Raw genomic sequence first — 17,307 nt, 5'->3', positions numbered from 1 at the left:
CCATGCCGACCCCCTCCGGATTCCGGCTCTCCCCCCAGCAACGGCACCTCTGGACCCTCCAACAAGCGGAGCCGGGTGAGGCCTGGCGCCCCCGATGCGTCCTCCTGCTCGAAGGAGCGCTGGACGTGCCGCGCCTCACCCAGGCCGCGACGGACGTCCTCGCGCGCCACGAGGTGCTACGGACGGAGTACCTCCTCCTGCCCGGGACGGGCACTGCCGTCCAGGTGCCTCGCGAGGTCTCCGCCACCGTGCTCGAGCTGCTCGACGGGAGCAGCACCTCCGAGGAGGAGCTCGAGGCAAAGCTCGATGCACGGCCCCACGAGGGGCCCGTGTTCCGGCTCGCCCGGGTCGCGCCGCACCGGCACCTGCTCGCCATCCACCTGCCCGCGCTCTCGGTGGATCACCGGACGCTGGGGAGCCTCGCGCGCGAGCTCGGCCAGGCGTACGCCGCGCGGCTCCAGGGCAGTGCCCTTCCCTCGCCGGACGCGCAGTACGCGGACGTGGCCGAGGTCTTCAACCAGCTCCTCGAAGCCGAGGACACCGAGGCCGGGCGCAAGCACTGGCTCGAGCAGGACTTCTCACGCCCGAGCGCCGCCGCCCTCCCCGTCGAGCGCCCCGCAGCTTCCGGGCGCGGGTTCGAGCCCCAGCGGACGCTCCTGCCACTCGCCCCCGAGCGGGTGTCCGCCGTGGAAGCCGCCGCCGCGAGCGCGGGAGTGACTCCCGGGACGTTCCTCCTGGCCTGCTGGCAGCTCCTCCTCTCCCGCCTCTCCGGACAACCCGGATGGACGGTCGCGGTCCACCACGACGGCCGCACCTACGAGGGACTCGACGAGGTCCCCGGCCTCTTCGAGCGCTGCCTGCCCCTGGGCGGCGAGCCGCGCGAGCACGCCTCGTTCCTGGACTTCCTCCGGGACGTGGACCGGGCCCGGCGGGAGGCCGCCGAGTGGCAGGACTACTTCGACCTCGCCCGCAGCCCCCGCGGGTTCCCCTTCGCCTTCGTGGAGCTCGCCCGGCCCGAGCCGGTACACGCCGGGGGCCTCGTCCTCTCCACGACGAGGATGGAGACCCGCATCAGCCGGTTCGAGCTTGAGCTCACCTGTCTCCGCGGAGAAGGCACGCTCACGCTGTCGCTGCACCATGACGCCAGCCGCTACCGCGCGGAGGACATCCGCCGACTCCTCGTGCGGTTCGACACGCTGCTGTCGGGAGCCGCCGCCCACCCGGAGCAGGCGCCGGAGGCACTGCCGCTCGTGGGCGAGGAGGAGCTCCGGGTGCTCGCCGGCTTCAACCCGCCGGAGCACGAGGACACCGGGGACCGGTGCCTCCATGAGCTCTTCGAAGAGCAGGCCCGCCGCACGCCCGAGCGCACCGCCGTCGTCTTCGAGGAGGAACGACTGTCCTACGCCGAGCTCGCCGAGAGGGCCAGGCGGCTCGCCTCATACCTGCGCGCCCTCGGCGTGGGGCCCGAGACGCGGGTGGGGCTCTGCCTGGAGCGCTCCGTGGAGATGATGGTGGGAGTCCTCGGCATCCTCGGCGCGGGTGGCGCCTATGTCCCGCTGGATCCCATGAACCCCCGGGAGCGGCTGACGTTCATCCTCGAGAAGGCCGAGGTCCAGGTGGTGGTGACCCGCTCCTCGCTCCGTCCGGTGCTGCCCCCGGGGACGACTCGCCTCGTCTGCCTGGATTCCGAAGCCGAGGCCATCGCGCGTGCCCCCGCCGCTCCGCCCGCCCGCTCCGCGCGCCCGGACAACCTCGCGTACGTGCTCTTCACCTCCGGCTCCACGGGACGGCCCAAGGGCGTGATGATTCCGCACCGCTCGGTCCTCAACCTCGCCCGTGCGCTCGAACGGGCCGTCTACGCGGGACTGCCTTCCGGGCTGCGCGTCAGCGTCGGGGCTCCGCTCGCGTTCGATGCCTCGGTCAAGCAGTGGCTCCAGCTCCTCCAGGGACACGAGCTCCACATCGTCCCGGAGGAGGTACGGCCGGACGCGGCCCGCCTGAGCGACTGGCTGCGGCGCCACGCCCTGGACGTGCTCGACTGCACTCCCTCCCAGCTCGGCCCGCTGCTGGCCCGGGGACTCGGCCGCGAGCCGGACCTGTCGCCCGCGCGTGTGCTGGTGGGCGGCGAGGCCATCGAGGCACGCACCTGGGCCGAGCTCTCCCGGAGCGAGAGCACGCGCTTCATCAACCTCTACGGCCCCACCGAGTGCACCGTGGATGCCACCGCCTGCACGGTGGACGGCGCCTCCGGGCCGAGCATCGGCCGGCCGCTGCACAACATGCGCGTGTACCTGCTCGACCGGAGTCTGCGCCCGGTGCCCCTGGGCATGCCCGGAGAGCTCTTCATCGGCGGTGTCGGCGTGGCCCGTGGCTACGTGGGACAGCCCACGCTCACCGCCGAGCGCTTCCTCCCGGACCCCTTCGGCCCACCGGGCTCGCGGCTGTATCGCACGGGAGATCTCGGCCGCTACCGCGAGGACGGCCGCATCGAGTTCCTCGGCCGCGCGGACCATCAGGTCAAGCTCCGCGGCTTCCGCATCGAGCTCGGAGAGATCGAGGAGCTCCTCCAGCGGCACCCCGGCATCGGGGAGACGGCCGTGGTGCTGCGCCAGCCGGCCTCGGGTGAGCCCCACCTCGTGGCGTACTTCGTGCCCCGTGGGGCCGCCGTGGAGGACGGGCTGCGCATGGAGGAGCTCGCCGCCAAGCTGCGCGCCTTCCTCCGGGAGCTGTTGCCCGAATACATGGTGCCCTCGGTGCTGGTGCCACTGGCGCGGATGCCGCTCAACCGCAACGGCAAGCTCGACCGCGGCGCCCTGCCGGAGCCGCACCCCTCGCGTCCCGAGGCCGATCCCTACGTCGCGCCGGAGAGCCCGCTGGAGCGGACCATCGCGGCCATCTGGCAGGAAGCCCTCGGAGTGGAGAAGGTGGGCCTCCACGGCAACTTCTTCGATCTCGGAGGCTACTCGCTGCTCATGGTGCGGGTGCACGAGAAGCTCTCGGCGGCCCTCGGGCGACGCGTCTCCATGGTGGAGCTCTTCCAGCACCCGACCGTCGCCGCGCTCGCGCGCCACCTTGCCCAGGACGGTGCGAGTGAGGCGGCTCCGCGCTCCGAGGAACTCGACGAGCGTGCCCGGCGGCAACGGCAGGCCATGCAGCAGCAGGCCCAACTCATGAAGGCGGGACGAGGGAAGAAGTCATGAGCAGCGAGCAGCAGTCCCCGGACGTCGAAGCAATCGCCATCATCGGCATGGCCTGCCGGTTCCCCGGTGCCCGGACGGTGGAGCAGTTCTGGCGCAACCTCCAGGAGGGCGTCGAGTCCATCACCTTCTTCTCCGACGCGGAGCTGGAGCACGCGACCATCGATCCGGCGGAGCTCCAGGACGCGCGGTACGTCCGGGCCCGGGGCCTCGTCGAGGGCATCGAGTCGTTCGACGCGCGGTTCTTCGGCTTCTCGCCGCGGGAGGCCGAGCTGACGGACCCGCAGCAGCGCGTGTTCCTGGAGTGCGCCTGGGAGGCCTTCGAGCGGGCCGGGTACGAGCCGTCCGCCGTCCCCGGTCCCGTCGGCGTCTTCGCGGGTGCGGGTGCCAACGGCTACCTGCTCCACCATCTGGCTCCGGCCGGGCGCCTGGTGGGGACGGCCAACGCGTTCCAGACCATCCTCCACAACAAGAACGACCACCTGGCCACGCGCGTCGCCTACAAGCTGGACCTGAAGGGGCCGAGCGTCAGCGTGCAGACCGCGTGCTCCACGTCGCTCGTCGCGGTGGTGCTCGCCAGCCAGGCGCTGCTGAGCCACCAGTGCGACATGGCGCTGGCCGGCGGCGTCACCCTCTCCGTTCCCCAGCGGACCGGGTACCTCTACAACGAGCGGGGCATCGGCTCGCCGGATGGGCACTGCCGCGCCTTCGACGCGAAGGCCCAGGGCACCGTCCCCGGTAGCGGGGCGGGCGTGGTGCTGCTCAAGCGGCTCTCGGACGCGCTGGCCGACGGCGACACCATCCACGCCGTCATCCGTGGCGGGGCCCTCAACAACGATGGGGCCTCGAAGGTCGGCTACACCGCGCCGAGCGTCGAGGGACAGGCGGAGGTCATCTCCATGGCCCAGGCCCTGGCCGGGGTGTCCCCGGAGACGATCTCCTACGTCGAGGCCCACGGCACGGGCACGCCCATCGGCGACCCCATCGAGCTCCAGGCGCTGACCCAGGCCTTCCGCCGCCACACGACACGCCGGGGCTTCTGCGCGCTCGGCTCGGTGAAGAGCAACCTCGGGCACCTGGACACCGCGGCCGGCATCGCCGGACTCATCAAGACCACCCTGGCGCTCGAGCACCTGCACCTCCCGCCGAGCCTGCACTTCGAGACGCCCAACCCCGAGCTCGACCTCGCCAACAGCCCCTTCTTCGTCAACGCGCGCTCGCGCGACTGGGAAGGGCCCGCTCCGAGGCGCGCGGGAGTGAGCGCCTTCGGCCTCGGTGGAACCAACGCGCACGTGGTGCTCGAGGAGGCTCCGGTCCGGGGCCCCTCGGGCTCCTCCCGGCCCTTCCAGCTCCTGCGCCTGTCGGCCCGCTCGGACGCCGCCCTGGAGGCGATGACGGCCCTGCTCGCCGAGCACCTGAAGCAGCACCCCACCCTCCCCCTGGCGGACGTGGCGTACACGCTGAGCGTGGGCCGGCGGACCTTCGACCACCACCGGTTCGTGGTGTGCCGCGACACCGCGGACGCAGCGGAGGTGCTCGCGAGCCTGCATCCGCTGCGGGTCCTCTCGCGCGTGCAGGAGTCCGTGCGCCGACCCCTGGTGTTCATGTTCCCCGGCCAGGGCTCCCAGCACCCGGCGATGGCGGCGGACCTCCACGCCTCCGAGGCCGTCTTCCGCGAGGAGCTGGACCGGTGCCTCGAGCACCTGGAATCGCGCCACGACCTGGACCTGCGGCCATTGCTCTTCCCGGCCGACCGGGAGGATGCCCATGCGGCCAGGAGGCTGGAGCAGACGGCCCTCACGCAGCCGGCCCTCTTCGTCGTCGAGTACGCGCTGGCACGGCTGCTCCAGTCCTGGGGCCTGCAGCCGGCCGCGATGATCGGCCACAGCGTGGGCGAGCTCGTCGCCGCGTGCATCGCCGGGGTGTTCTCGCTGGAGGACGCGCTCGACCTCGTCGCGCTCCGGGGCCGGCTGCTCCAGGCCTGCCCGCCGGGGGCGATGCTCTCCGTGCAGCTCCCCGAGCACGAGCTCCTGCCGCTGCTCGATGCGAAGCTGGAGATCGCCGCGGTGAATGGCCCGTCCTCGTGCGTGGCCGCGGGCTCCACCGAGGCCATCGAGGCGCTGGAGCGGCGGCTCGCGGAGCGGTCGGTGACGTGCCGTCGGCTGCGCACCTCCCATGCCTTCCACTGCGCGCGGATGGACTCCGCGGTGGCGCCCTTCCGTGAGGCGGTGGCACGGGTGAAGCGCCATGCGCCCCGGCTGCGCTTCCTCTCCGGCCTGACGGGGACATGGATCACCCCGGAGCAGGCCATGGACCCGGGCTACTGGGCCGAGCACCTGCGCCGACCCGTGCGCTTCGCCGAGGGTCTGGAGGAGCTGCTGAAGGAGGCAGAGAGCGTCCTGCTCGAGGTGGGCCCGGGACGGGCGCTGCGCACGCTGGCGCGGTGGCACCCGCGCAAGAAGCCGGGCCAGGCCGTGGTGTCCTGTCTGCCAGCTCCCGACGAGGCGCGCACCTCGGACGTGGAGCATCTGCTGCGCACCGTGGGACAGCTCTGGTTGCACGGGGTGGAGGCCCCGGGCCTCTTCGCCGGGGAGCAACGTCACCGGCAACCACTGCCCACCTACCCCTTCGAGCGCCAGCGCCACTGGGTCGAGCTGCGCGCCTCTCCCCTCGGTCCGGAAGCCCGGCCGGGCAGCCTGGAGAAGCGGACGGACCTCGCGAGCTGGTTCTACGTGCCGGTGTGGAAGGAGTCCGTCCCCCTGGCCGTCCCGAGGCCCTCGGAGGCCGGAGCGAAGCGCACGACCTGGCTGGTGCTCCGCGATGAGACCGGGCTCGGAGCGCGCCTCGCCGAGCGGCTGCGGCAGCAGGGGGGAGAGGTGGTCGAGGCCCGGCTGGGACGGACCTTCCGGCGCACGGGCGCGGACACCTTCGAGCTGGCTCCCACGCGCGAGGGCTACGCCGCGCTGCTCTCGGAATTGCGCACCGAGGGACGTGCCCCGGAGAGGCTCGTGCACCTCTTCGGCCTGACTCCCGAGGCCTCCGGCCCCAAGGCCTCCGGCTCCGAGTCCTCCGGCCCCGAGGCCACCGGCGCCTCGTCCGAGGACGTCCTCTCGCGCTCGTTCTACAGCCTGCTCTTCCTGGCGCAGGCACTGGGGAGCCAGGGCTTCGAGAAGCCCGTGCACCTGGTGGCCGTGTCCAACGGCATGCAGGAAGTCACCGGAGGAGACCTGGTGTGGCCCGAGCAGGCGGCGGCGTTGGGGCCGGTCCGGGTCATCCCTCGCGAGTACCCCAGCGTGCGCTGCCGGAGCGTGGATGTCGCACTGCCTCCCGCGGGCGGCCCTGTTTCCGAGAGGCTCGTCGAGCTGCTCGCCGCGGAGGTGGCTTCCACGTCCGAGGCGCCCGTGGTCGCGTACCGGGGCCACCGGCGCTGGGTGCAGGAGTTCGACTCGCTGCGCCTCGAGGACGGCGCCGCGCCCCCGCTGCGCGAGCGCGGCGTCTACCTCATCACGGGCGGCTTCGGGGGCATGGGGCTCGCGCTCGCCGAGGCCCTCGCGTCCCGGGTCCAGGCCCGGCTCGTGCTCACCAGCCGCACGGCGCTTCCCCCGCGTGAGGAGTGGCCTCGGCTGCTGGAGGCTTCGGGCCAGGAGGACACGCGCCGGAGGATCCTCGCCGTCCAGCGGCTCGAGGAGCGGGGCGCGGAGGTCTGGGTGCGGCGCGCGGATGTGACCGACCTCGGGGCGATGCGGGAAGTCATCGCAGAGGCCCGGGCACGCTTCGGGGCGCTCCATGGCGTCATCCACGCGGCGGGCGTCGCGGGCGGCGGGCTCATCCAGCTCAAGGCTCCCGAGACGGCCGCCACCGTCCTGGCTCCCAAGGTGAAGGGGACGCAGGTGCTGGCGGCCGCGCTCGAGGGGACGCAGCTCGACTTCCTCGTGGCCTGCTCCTCGCTGTCCTCCGTCGTCGGCCGGCTCGGCCAGGTGGACTACACGGCGGCCAACACCTTCCTGGACGCCTTCCTGCGCGCCTGGCAGTCCCGCACCGGCATCCACGCGGTGGCGGTGAACTGGGGCGCGTGGGACGAGGTCGGCATGGCGGCGCGCAAGGGCGCCCGGGAGGAGGAGCCGGTCCGACTGCTCGACCATCCGCTCCTCCACCGCTGTCTCGTCGACACCCCGGAGCGCCTCGTCTTCGCCAGCGACATCGGAGACCCTCGCTCCCGCTGGGTCGTGGACGAGCACCGCATCCTCGGCGTCCCCACCGTCCCTGGCGTGGCCTGGTTCGAGCTGGTTCGGGCCGCGCTCGCCGGGCGCGCGCGGGGGCGGACGCTCGAGCTGGTCGACACCTTCTTCCTCTTCCCGCTGCGCGTGCCGGACGGAGAGACCCGTGAAGCGCGGCTCATCATCGAGGTGGAAGGCGACGGCTACCGCTGGGTCGTGCGCACGCAGCCCCGGGATGGCTCCGGGAAGGCCACGGCTCACGCCACCGGCCGCGCCCGGTTCATCGCATCCCGCGAGTCCCGGTTCCTCGACCTCGACGCCATCCGCCGCAGGTGCGGGCACACTCCGTCCTCGTTCGAGGCCGAGTACGAGGAGGACCTGGGGCCGCGCTGGCGCAGCGTCCGCCAGCTCCACGTCGGGCAGGGCGAGCTGCTGCTCACGCTGGAGATGCAGGCGGAGTTCGCCTCCGACTTCGAGCACATGCTCTTCCATCCGCCGCTGATGGACCGGACGTCCGGCATGGCGAAGAGCTTCCTCGCCGCGCACGGCTATTACCTGCCGTTCGGCTACGGGCGGCTGTGCTTCCACGGCCCCGTGCCTCGGCGCATCCACGCCCATGCGCGCTTCCTGGAGCAGACGGCCTCGGATGGAGAGACGCTCGCCTTCGAGGTCGTGTTGACGGATGAGCAGGGCCGCGTGCTCGTCGAGGTGGAGCGGCTGACGCAGAAGCGGGTGAACGACCCCGCCGCCGAGCTCCGCGCCCTGGCCGCTCCAGAGCCGGAGGCCGGGAGCCGCTCCGGGGAGCCCGGAAGCGAGCGTCAGGAGATCCTCCCCCACGAGGGTGTGGCCGCGCTCGAGCGGCTGCTGGCGGCCCGGGTGATGCCGCAGGTGGTGGTCTCGGTGAGGGACCTGCGGGCCACGCTCCAGCACACCGACGAGGTCGTGCGCGAGCGCATCGCGGAGGCAGCGGGAGCACAGCGCACCGAGGGTGGACTGCAGCCCAGGCCGGAGCTGAAGACGGCCTACGTGGCACCGCGCAACGAGCTCGAGCGGAAGCTCGCCGGCTCGTGGCAGGAGGTGCTCGGCATCGAGGGCATCGGCATCCACGACGACTTCTTCGAGCTCGGAGGTGACTCCGTGCAGGCCATCCAAATCATGGCCAGGGGAAGCCGGCTGGGACTCCAGCTCAATCCGGAGCAGTTCTTCCAGAGCTCGACCATCGCGCAGCTCGCGCGGGTGCTGGAGGGACTGCTGACCCATCAGGGCCCGGTGGTGGGCCCCGTACCGCTCACGCCGGAGCAGCACCGCCTCCTGGAAGGCGATCCAGAGGCGCTCGCGCGGACGAGCCGGGTGCTGTGGCTCGACCTGCCCGGCGCCCTCGAGGACTCCCGGCTGACGAAGGCGCTCGGCGAGTTGCTCTCCCTGCACGATGCGCTCCGCCACCGCTTCACCCGTGAGAGCGCGGGCTGGAAGCAGGAGGGCATGCCTCCGGGCGGCGAGGTAGCGCTTGTGCAGGTCGACCTCGCTCCGCTACCCCGGGGAGAGCACCCGGCCACGATCCGCGCCGCGCAGGAGCGGCTCCTGGCGATGCTCGACCCGAGCCACGGAGTGCTGCTGGCGGCAGCCCGCTTCCGCCACGGCCCGGGACGGGAGGATTCCCTCCTGCTGGCCGGCCATGCCCTCGTCATCGACGGGGCCTCGTGGAACCTCCTGGCCGGGGACCTGAAGGACGCCCTGCGGCGGAAGGACGGCGAGGGCCCGCGCCCGAAGACAGCACCGTTCAAGACCTGGGCGGAGCGCCTGGCGGAGAACGCCGCGACCCGGAGCACCGCGACGTCCTGGCTCTCGGGAAACCTCTCGCGTCTTCCCCTGGAGCACGCCACGAGGGGCTCCGTGCGAGAGCACACCGGGTCGCTCCCGGTGGAGGAGACGCGGGCCCTCCAGGAGAAGCTCACGAGCGCCTGGCGCGCCGACCTGGGCGAGGCGCTGCTCATGGGGCTGGCCCGGGCGCTCTCGGCCTGGACGGGCGGGCGCGCGCACCTCGTCGACTTCACCCGGGAGGCACGCGGCGCGTTCGAGGGCCTCGACTGCTCGCGCACGGTGGGCTGCTTCGACGTGAGCTGGCCGTTGCGTCTCGAGGTCCCCGAGAGCTCCGGCGAAGTGGCGCTCCTCAAGAGCCTCAAGGAGCAGGTCCGCCAGCTCCCGGCGGGGGCGGCCCCCAGCACGTCCCAGCTATCCCGGGCCGAGGTGGGGCTGCGGCTGCTCGGCGCGGGCGAGGAGCTCCCGGAAAGGCTCTCCGGCCGGAGTCTGTCGGGCGGGCACCTGCTGGAGCTCGAGGGCTCCCTGTCCGCTGGCCAGCTCCACGTGCGCTGTACCTACGACGCGGGCGCCTGCCGCGAGCCCGTGGCGGAGCGGCTCGTCGCGGACCTCCTCGGAGCGCTGCGCGCGCTGTGCGCCGAGGATCCGGACACCCGCGCCGCCCTCTCCCCGTCGGACTTCCCGCTCGCCGGGTTGGACGAAGCGCAGATGGACACGCTCGCCCTCCTGCTCGAGCAGGCCGACCAGTCCGACGAATGACTCCGCAGGCCTCCCCGAGGACGCGATGAAGAACGTCGATGATGTCTACAAGCTCTCGCCGATGCAGCAGGGCATGCTGTTCCACAGCCTCTTCTCTCCCCGGGGAGGCACGTACGTGGAGCAGGTGTACTGGCGATGGCGCGGCCCGCTCGAGCTGCCGCTGTTGCAGCGGGCCTTCCAGCGGGTGGTGGAGCGCAATGCCGTCCTGCGCACGGCCTTCTTCTGGGAGGGCCTCGCCGAGCCCGTCCAGGCCGTGCGCAACAAGGTCGAGGTGCCCTGGGAGCAGCACGACCTCCAGGGGCTGACGGAGCGCGAGCAGGAGGCGCGCTGGAAGGCCGTGCTGGAGTCCGATCGGCGGCGGGGCTTCACCCTCTCGGCGGCGCCCCTCATGCGCCTCACCCTCGTGCGGCTCGGACCGGAGCTGTACCGGTGCCTGTGGAGCTACCACCACCTGCTGCTCGATGGATGGTCGCTGCCCCTGTGCCTGAGGGAAGTCGCCCTCCACTACGACGCCCTCTCCCAGGGACGCGAGCCGGAGCTGGAGCCGACCCGTCCCTACCGGGACTTCATCGCCTGGCTCTCGCGGAGAGAGCGCGCCGAGGCGGAGCAGTACTGGAAGCAGTCGCTCCAGGGTTTCGCCGCGCCCACGCCGCTCTGGGTGGACCGTGGCACCGAGCTCCCGCCCCAGGCGGATGCGACGTACGCCTCGCGCTGGCTCACCGTGCCCGCTACCACGACGGAGCAGCTCATGGCGCTCGCCCGGAAACATCAGCTCACGCCGGGCACGCTCGTGCAGGGGGCCTGGGCGTTGCTGCTCGGCCGATACAGCGGCGAGCGCGACGTGGCCTTCGGCAATGTGACCTCCAGCCGCTCCGCCGCACTCCCCGGCTCCGAGATGATGTTGGGGCTCCTCATCAACACGTTGGTACACCGCACGGAGGTGCCCCCAGAGGCCCCGCTGCTGCGATGGCTGAAGCAGCTCCAGTCGGATCAGCTCGTTGTACGGCGGCATGATCAGCTCTCGCTGGTGGACGTGCAGGGCATGAGTCAGGTGCCTCGCGGGCAGCCGCTGTTCCACAGCGTCGTCGCGTTCCACAATGCTTCGAAGCCGAGGCTCGGGCCCATCGCCGGGGGGAAGGTGTCCCTGGAGGACATCGACTACGCGGACCCGCGGACGGGCCATCCCCTCACCTTCGTGGCGGACCTGGGCGAGACGTTGAGACTCCAGCTCGTCTACGACACGGACCGCTTCGACACCGCCACCATCGACCGGATGCTCGGGCACGTGCGCGTCCTCCTGGAGGGCATTGCCGCCAACCCGGAGCGGCGGCTGCGCGAGCTGCCGCTCGTCACCGAGGAGGAGCGGCGCCAGCTCCTGGTGGACTGGAACGCCACCACGAAGTCCTTCTCCCGGGACGCCTGCCTCCACGAGGTCTTCGAGGCGCAGGTGGCCCGGACGCCGGACGCCGTGGCCGTGGAGGCCGAGGGCGCGCGGCTGACGTACGCGGAGCTGGACAGGCGCGCCAACCAGCTTGCCTGGCACCTGCGCTCGCTCGGAGTGGGGCGTGGCTCCATCGTGGGCCTGTGCCTGGAGCGCTCGCCGGAGACGGTGGTCGGCGTGCTCGGCATCCTCAAGGCGGGGGGCGCCTACCTCCCCCTGGACCCGGCCTACCCACGCGATCGCCTGGCCTTCATGCTGGACCAGGCCCGCGTCCCGGTGCTCGTCACCCAGCGCTCGCTGGCGGACCTGCTGCCGGCCGGTGGCGAGCGGCGGGTGCTCATGGACGAGGACCGTGAGCGGCTCGCCGCGCTGCGCGAGGAGCCGCCGCCGTCCGCGGGCACCGGCCCCATGGACCTGGCGTATGTCATGTACACCTCGGGCTCGACGGGACGGCCCAAGGGCGTGTGCGTGCCCCACCGCGGCGTGATGCGGATGGCGATGGACACCGGCTACTTCGAAACGGGGCCGGGAAAGACCTTCCTGCTGCTGTCGCCCATCTCCTTCGACACCTCGGCCTTCGAGCTGTTCGGGAGCCTGCTCCATGGGGCGAAGCTGGCGGTGTGCCCTCCGCACATGCCCTCGCTCGAGGAGCTGGGGCGGGTGTTCGAGCGCCACGGGGTGACGACGCTCTGGCTGACGACCCCCCTCTTCGATCAGATGGTGGCGTACCACCCCGAGGCGCTGGACTCCGTGCGCCAGGTACTCTCCGGGGGCGACGTGCTGCCTCCGGGCCGGGTGAAGGAGCGGCTCGCGCGAGGGGGCCACGTCATCAACGGCTACGGCCCGACGGAGAGCGCCACCTTCACCACCTGCTACGTGCTGAAGGAGCCGGCCCAGGTGGAGCGCACGGTCTCCATCGGCCGACCCATCGCCAACACCCAGGTGTACCTGCTGGATGGGGAGCTCCAGCCCGTGCCCGTGGGCGTGCCCGGAGAGCTCTACATCGGCGGTGACGGGCTCGCGGTGGGCTACCTGCACCGGCCGGAGCTCACCTCGGAGCGATTCCTCCCCAACCCCTTCGCCCTTGAGCCGGGAGCGCGCATGTACCGGACGGGAGACATCGCCCGGTACCTGCCCGATGGCCGCATCGAGTTCCTCGGCCGCGCCGATCATCAGGTGAAGATCCGGGGCTTCCGCATCGAGACGGGGGAGATCGAAGCAAGGCTCCTGGAGCATTCCACCGTGAAGGAGGCGGTGGTAGTGGCGCGCGAGGACGTGCCGGGCGACAGGCGGCTGGTGGCCTACGTCGTCCCGGCCGCGGGCGCGGCTCCGGAGACGGAGGCACTGCGAGGTTTCCTCTCGGAGCGGCTGCCCGTGCACATGGTGCCCTCGGCCGTGGTGGTGCTGGACGCCCTGCCCCTGTCGCCCAATGGCAAGGTGGACCGCAAGGCCCTGCCCGCTCCCACGGACGCCCGCGTCCCCCAGACGGCGCCGGCGGCTCCTCGCGACGCCGTGGAGCTGCGGCTCGTCGAGCTGTGGGAGGGGTTGCTGAATGTGCGGCCGGTGGGCATCGACCAGAGCTTCTTCGCGCTGGGCGGGCACTCGCTGCTCGCGATGAGCCTGCTGTCGCAGATCTCCAAGCGGCTGGGCCGCACCCTGCCCCTGTCGGTGCTCTTCACGCACCCCACCATCGAGCGGCTCGCCGAGCTGCTGCGTCAGGAGCCCGCCACCACCGAATGGACGCCCCTGGTTCCCATCCAGACCCGGGGCAAGCGCCGGCCGCTCTTCTGCGTGCACCCCATTGGCGGCAGCGCGCTCTGCTACGTGCCGCTCGCGCGTCACCTGGGGCCGGAGCAGCCGCTCTACGGGCTCGAGGCCCCGGGGCTCGATGGCCAGCGCGAGCCCTTCACGAGCCTCGAGGCCATGGCTGCGGCGTACCTCGAAGTCCTGCGGAAGGTCCAACCCGAGGGCCCCTACTTCCTCGCGGGCTGGTCCATGGGAGGCCTCGTCGTCTTCGAGATGGCGAGGGAGCTGCTGCGGCGCGGGCAGGCGGTGGAGACCGTCGCGCTCATCGACAGCTGGGTGCCCACCCTCCAACCGGGAGGCGGAAGCGCGCGGCTCGACGACACGACGCTGCTCCTGGGCTTCGCGACGGAGCTGGGGCGCATCGCCGGACACGACCTCTCGCTCTCGGCCGAGGAGCTCGCGCCCCTGCCGGACGAGGCCCGGCTCGCCCTGCTGGGGGAGCGGGCCCGGAGCGTGGGAGCCCTGCCTCCTGGCGTGGGCCCCGAGATGCTGCGCGCCCGCTTCGGCGTCTACCGCGCACACGCCCGCGCCTTCCAGGAATACGCCCCCGGACGGAGCCACCCCGCGCGAATCGTCCTTTTCCGTCCGGAGGCGGGCGCGCTCCAGGCCGCCTCGGGAGCACTGGGGGGATGGGACACCGTGACGCAGCAATCCCCCCGGCTCATCGACCTGCCGGGCGACCACTACACCGTGATGGCCGAGCCCCACGTCGCGCGGCTCGCCCACCCGCTCCGCGCCTTCCTCGAAGGCGGAACCTCCGCGCCCTGAGGAGCCGATGAAGAACGTCCAGGATGTGTACAAGCTCTCGCCCGCGCAGAGGGAGTTCCTCGCGCGCCCCTCGGCTCCGGAGGCACGGCCCGCCCACGTGCGGTGGAGCTTCCGCCAGGGGCTGGACGAAGCGGCCCTCGAGTCCGCCCTGCGCCAGCTCATCGCCCGCCACGACGCCCTGCGCACCGCCTTCTTCGCCCAGGGCATGAGCGAGCCCGTGCAGGTGGTGCGCGAGAAGGCCGAGCCACGCCTGGAGCAGCGGGCGGAGCACCCCGAGGCATTCAGCCTGAATCCGTCGAACGCACCCCTGCTGCGCGCCACGGTGGTGCGGGACTCGCCGGAGTCGGGAACGGTCGTGCTTGCCTACCACCCGCTCGTCCTCGACGAGGCCTCGGCGCGGGTCTGCCTCCGGGAGCTGTTCCTGCTCTACCGGGCCGCTCGTGACGGGAGCGAAGCGGGGCTCGGGAAGAGCCGTCCCCACCGGGACTTCATGGCCTGGCTCGAGCAGCAGGACGCACGCGAGGCGGAACGACGGATGCGAGAGCTGCTCCGAGGTGCACCCCGCTCGCGGCTTCCCGCCGGATGGCGCGTGGGGCCTCGGGAAGGCGCTCCCGCGGGCCCTCTTCCCGAGGGAGAGGGCGCGCTGCAACGTTTCTTCCTGTCCCCCGCGGCCACGGCGCGCGTCCAGGCCTTCCTGCGGCAACACACGCTGGAGCTCGCGACACTGCTCCAGGCCGCGTGGGCGGTGCTCCTCCACCAGGAGGGCCAGGGGGAGGACCTGCTCTTCGGCACCTTCACCACCCCCCTCCCCGCCGCGCTGTCCGGTGGCGGCACGCTGGTGAGCCGCCTCTCGCCCCTCGTGCCGCGACGCCTCCAGGTGCCCTCGCGAGGCACGCTGCTGCGCTGGCTCCGAGGTCTCCAGGCCGAACACGCCGAGGCACGCGCCTCTGATCATGCCGCGCCCTCCCAGCTCCGAAGTTGGCTGGAGGTGCCGGAGGACACTCCGCTCTTCGAGAGCATCGTCACCGCCGAGCTCGAGGACGAGGCCCTGGGGCTGCTCGCCCGGAGCCTGGGCTTCCACGCCATCACCCATGCCACGGCGGTCCTCCCCGCGCCGCTCGTCGTGCGGGCCGCGCAGGGCCCCCGGCTGGTACTGCGGTTCCTCTACGACCCCGGGCAGCTCGACTCCACGGCGGTGGCCCGGGCCGCGGAGCACCTCGGCGCGCTCCTGGAGGAACTGGCGCTGCGGGCGGAACAGGAGCCCTCCGCGCTCACGCCTCCCGCGAGAGCGACGGGAAGCCCGGAGGCTCGGGCCAGCACCGGAGCGCGCACCGTCACGGTGGGTGCCCACTTCGGAGCGGCGGAGGTGGAAGCCGTCCTCGCCCGGCACCCGGCGGTGGCCCAGGTGTCCGTGAGGCCGGCCCCGGAGGCTCCCGGTCCTGGCGCGCTCGTGGCCCGGGTGGTGCCGGAGCGCCCGGCGGCCGGAGCCCGGAAGAAGCCTGGCTTCGGCCTGTTCTTCTTCGCCAACGAGGACGCCAGCACGCGTGACAGATACCGCCTCTATCTGGAGGCAGCGAAGCTCGCGGACCGCAACGGCTTCACGGCCATCTGGACGCCCGAGCGCCACTTCGACGAGCACGGCGGTCTCTATCCGAACCCTTCAGTGCTGAGCGCCGCGCTGTCGACCGTCACCGAGCGCATCGGCCTGCGCTCCGGCAGCGTGGTGCTCCCCCTGCACTCGCCCTTCCGGGTGGCGGAGGAGTGGTCCATCATCGACAACCTCTCCGGGGGCCGGGTGGGCCTGTCGGTGACGTCGGGCTGGATGCCCAACGACTTCGCCCTGGCGCCGGACAACTTCGAGCACAAGCGCGAGGTGCTGTTCCACTCGCTCGAGCAGGTGCGCGAGCTGTGGCGCGGCGGAGCCGTCTCCACCCGGGATGGGGCCGGCAACGAGGTCCGGCTGCGCACCTTTCCCCGGCCGGTACAGCCCGAGCTGCCGGTGTGGCTTACCTGCCCCGGCAACCCCGAGCTCTTCGAGAAGGCGGGAGCACTGGGCGTCAACGTCCTCACCTCGCTCGCCTCGCAGCCAGTGGAAGAGGTGCGGGAGAAGATCGCCCTCTACCGGGCGGCCCGGGCGCGCGCGGGGCACGATCCGGCGGCGGGCACGGTGACAGTGATGCTGCACACCTTCGTGGGGAGGGATCCTGACGAAGTGCTCGACCGGGTGCGCGGGCCGCTCACGCAGTACCTGCGCACGCACCTGCGGCTGCAACAGGCGCGCGTCCACAGCCTGAATCTCCAGGTGGACATCGATGACCCGAAGTGGCTCGACTCCCTGGCCACCTTCGCCTTCGAGCAGCACTACCGGATGAGCGCGCTCATCGGCACGCCCACCTCCTGTCTATCCATGGTGGACCGGCTGGTGGAGGCGGGGGCCGACGAGCTGGCATGCTTCATCGACTTCGGCGTCGACGGTGACCGGGTGCTCGAGGGCCTGACGGCCTTGTCCGAGTTGAAGCAGCTCGCCGAGGACGACTCGCTGCGCCTGCACCGGGTGCTATCCGAGCACCTGGACGAACGGCTCCCCGGCAGGCCACCGGTAGCTTTCGAGCTCCCCTGAGAGGAGGGGCGGAGCCGACCGCCGACGCCGAATCCCCCAGGGGCCAATGAAGCGCCGGCGGGTCAGCGGCCCGAGAAGTTCCGGGCGACGAACTCCCAGTTCACGAGCTTGTCGAGGAACGTGTCGATGTACCTGGGACGGGCGTTGCGGAAGTCCACGTAGTACGCGTGCTCCCAGACGTCGATGGTAAGCAGCGCCTTCTGGCCGTGCTTCATCGGCAGGTCCGCGTTGCCCGTCTTCGTCACCTTCAGCTTTCCGCCCTCGATCACGAGCCACGCCCAGCCCGAGCCGAACTGTGTCGCGGCCGCGTTGGCGAACTCCTCGCGGAACTTCTCGAAGGAGCCGAAGTCGCGCTGAATCGCCTCGGCGAGCTCACCGGTGGGGCGCCCTCCCCCGTTGGGCTTCATGCAGTGCCAGTAGAAGGTGTGGTTCCACACCTGGGCGGCGTTGTTGAAGACGCCACCGTCGCTGCCGAGGATGACCTCCTCCAGCGTCCTGTTCGCCTCCGCATTGCCCTCCAGGAGCTTGTTCAGGTTCGTCACGTACGCGGCGTGGTGCTTGCCGTGGTGGAACTCCAGCGTCTCCGCGCTGAGGTGGGGAGCGAGGGCGTCCTTCGAATAGGGGAGTTCGGGGAGCGTGAATGGCACGGGTGGGTCCTTTCGTGGCGTGGGTTCTGTGATG

At 72.0% G+C, this 17,307-nt stretch carries 5 protein-coding genes; 4 read left to right on the top strand and 1 reads right to left on the bottom strand.

From position 1 onward, the window contains the following. Positions 1-2 precede the first annotated feature (2 nt). The 4 genes from OV427_RS41455 to OV427_RS41440 are packed head-to-tail and all read left to right on the top strand — an operon-like array spanning position 3 to position 16,626. On the top strand, positions 3-3,200 hold the full coding sequence (locus OV427_RS41455) for a non-ribosomal peptide synthetase (RefSeq protein ID WP_267861743.1): 3,198 nt from the start codon (positions 3-5) through the stop codon (positions 3,198-3,200). Further along, a complete protein-coding gene (locus tag OV427_RS41450) occupies positions 3,197-9,991 on the top strand; it encodes a type I polyketide synthase (RefSeq protein ID WP_267861742.1) in 6,795 nt (2,264 codons plus the stop codon). The genes OV427_RS41455 and OV427_RS41450 overlap by 4 nt, the downstream gene beginning before the upstream one ends. 25 nt (positions 9,992-10,016) lie before the next feature. Beyond that, entirely contained in the window at positions 10,017-14,006 is a 3,990-nt protein-coding gene (locus tag OV427_RS41445; RefSeq protein ID WP_267861741.1) for a non-ribosomal peptide synthetase, read from the top strand. A gap of 7 nt (positions 14,007-14,013) precedes the next feature. Then, on the top strand, positions 14,014-16,626 hold the full coding sequence (locus OV427_RS41440; protein WP_267861740.1) for a MupA/Atu3671 family FMN-dependent luciferase-like monooxygenase: 2,613 nt from the start codon (positions 14,014-14,016) through the stop codon (positions 16,624-16,626). Positions 16,627-16,688: 62 nt separating this feature from the next. On the opposite strand, the gene OV427_RS41435 is transcribed toward OV427_RS41440, so the two are convergent. Then, on the bottom strand, positions 16,689-17,273 hold the full coding sequence (locus OV427_RS41435; RefSeq protein WP_267861739.1) for a superoxide dismutase: 585 nt from the start codon (positions 17,271-17,273) through the stop codon (positions 16,689-16,691). Between the last annotated feature and the right edge of the window lie 34 nt (positions 17,274-17,307).

This window comes from Pyxidicoccus sp. MSG2, from assembly GCF_026626705.1.
Lineage (GTDB): Bacteria > Myxococcota > Myxococcia > Myxococcales > Myxococcaceae > Myxococcus.
This window is presented reverse-complemented; position numbering and strand designations above follow the sequence as displayed.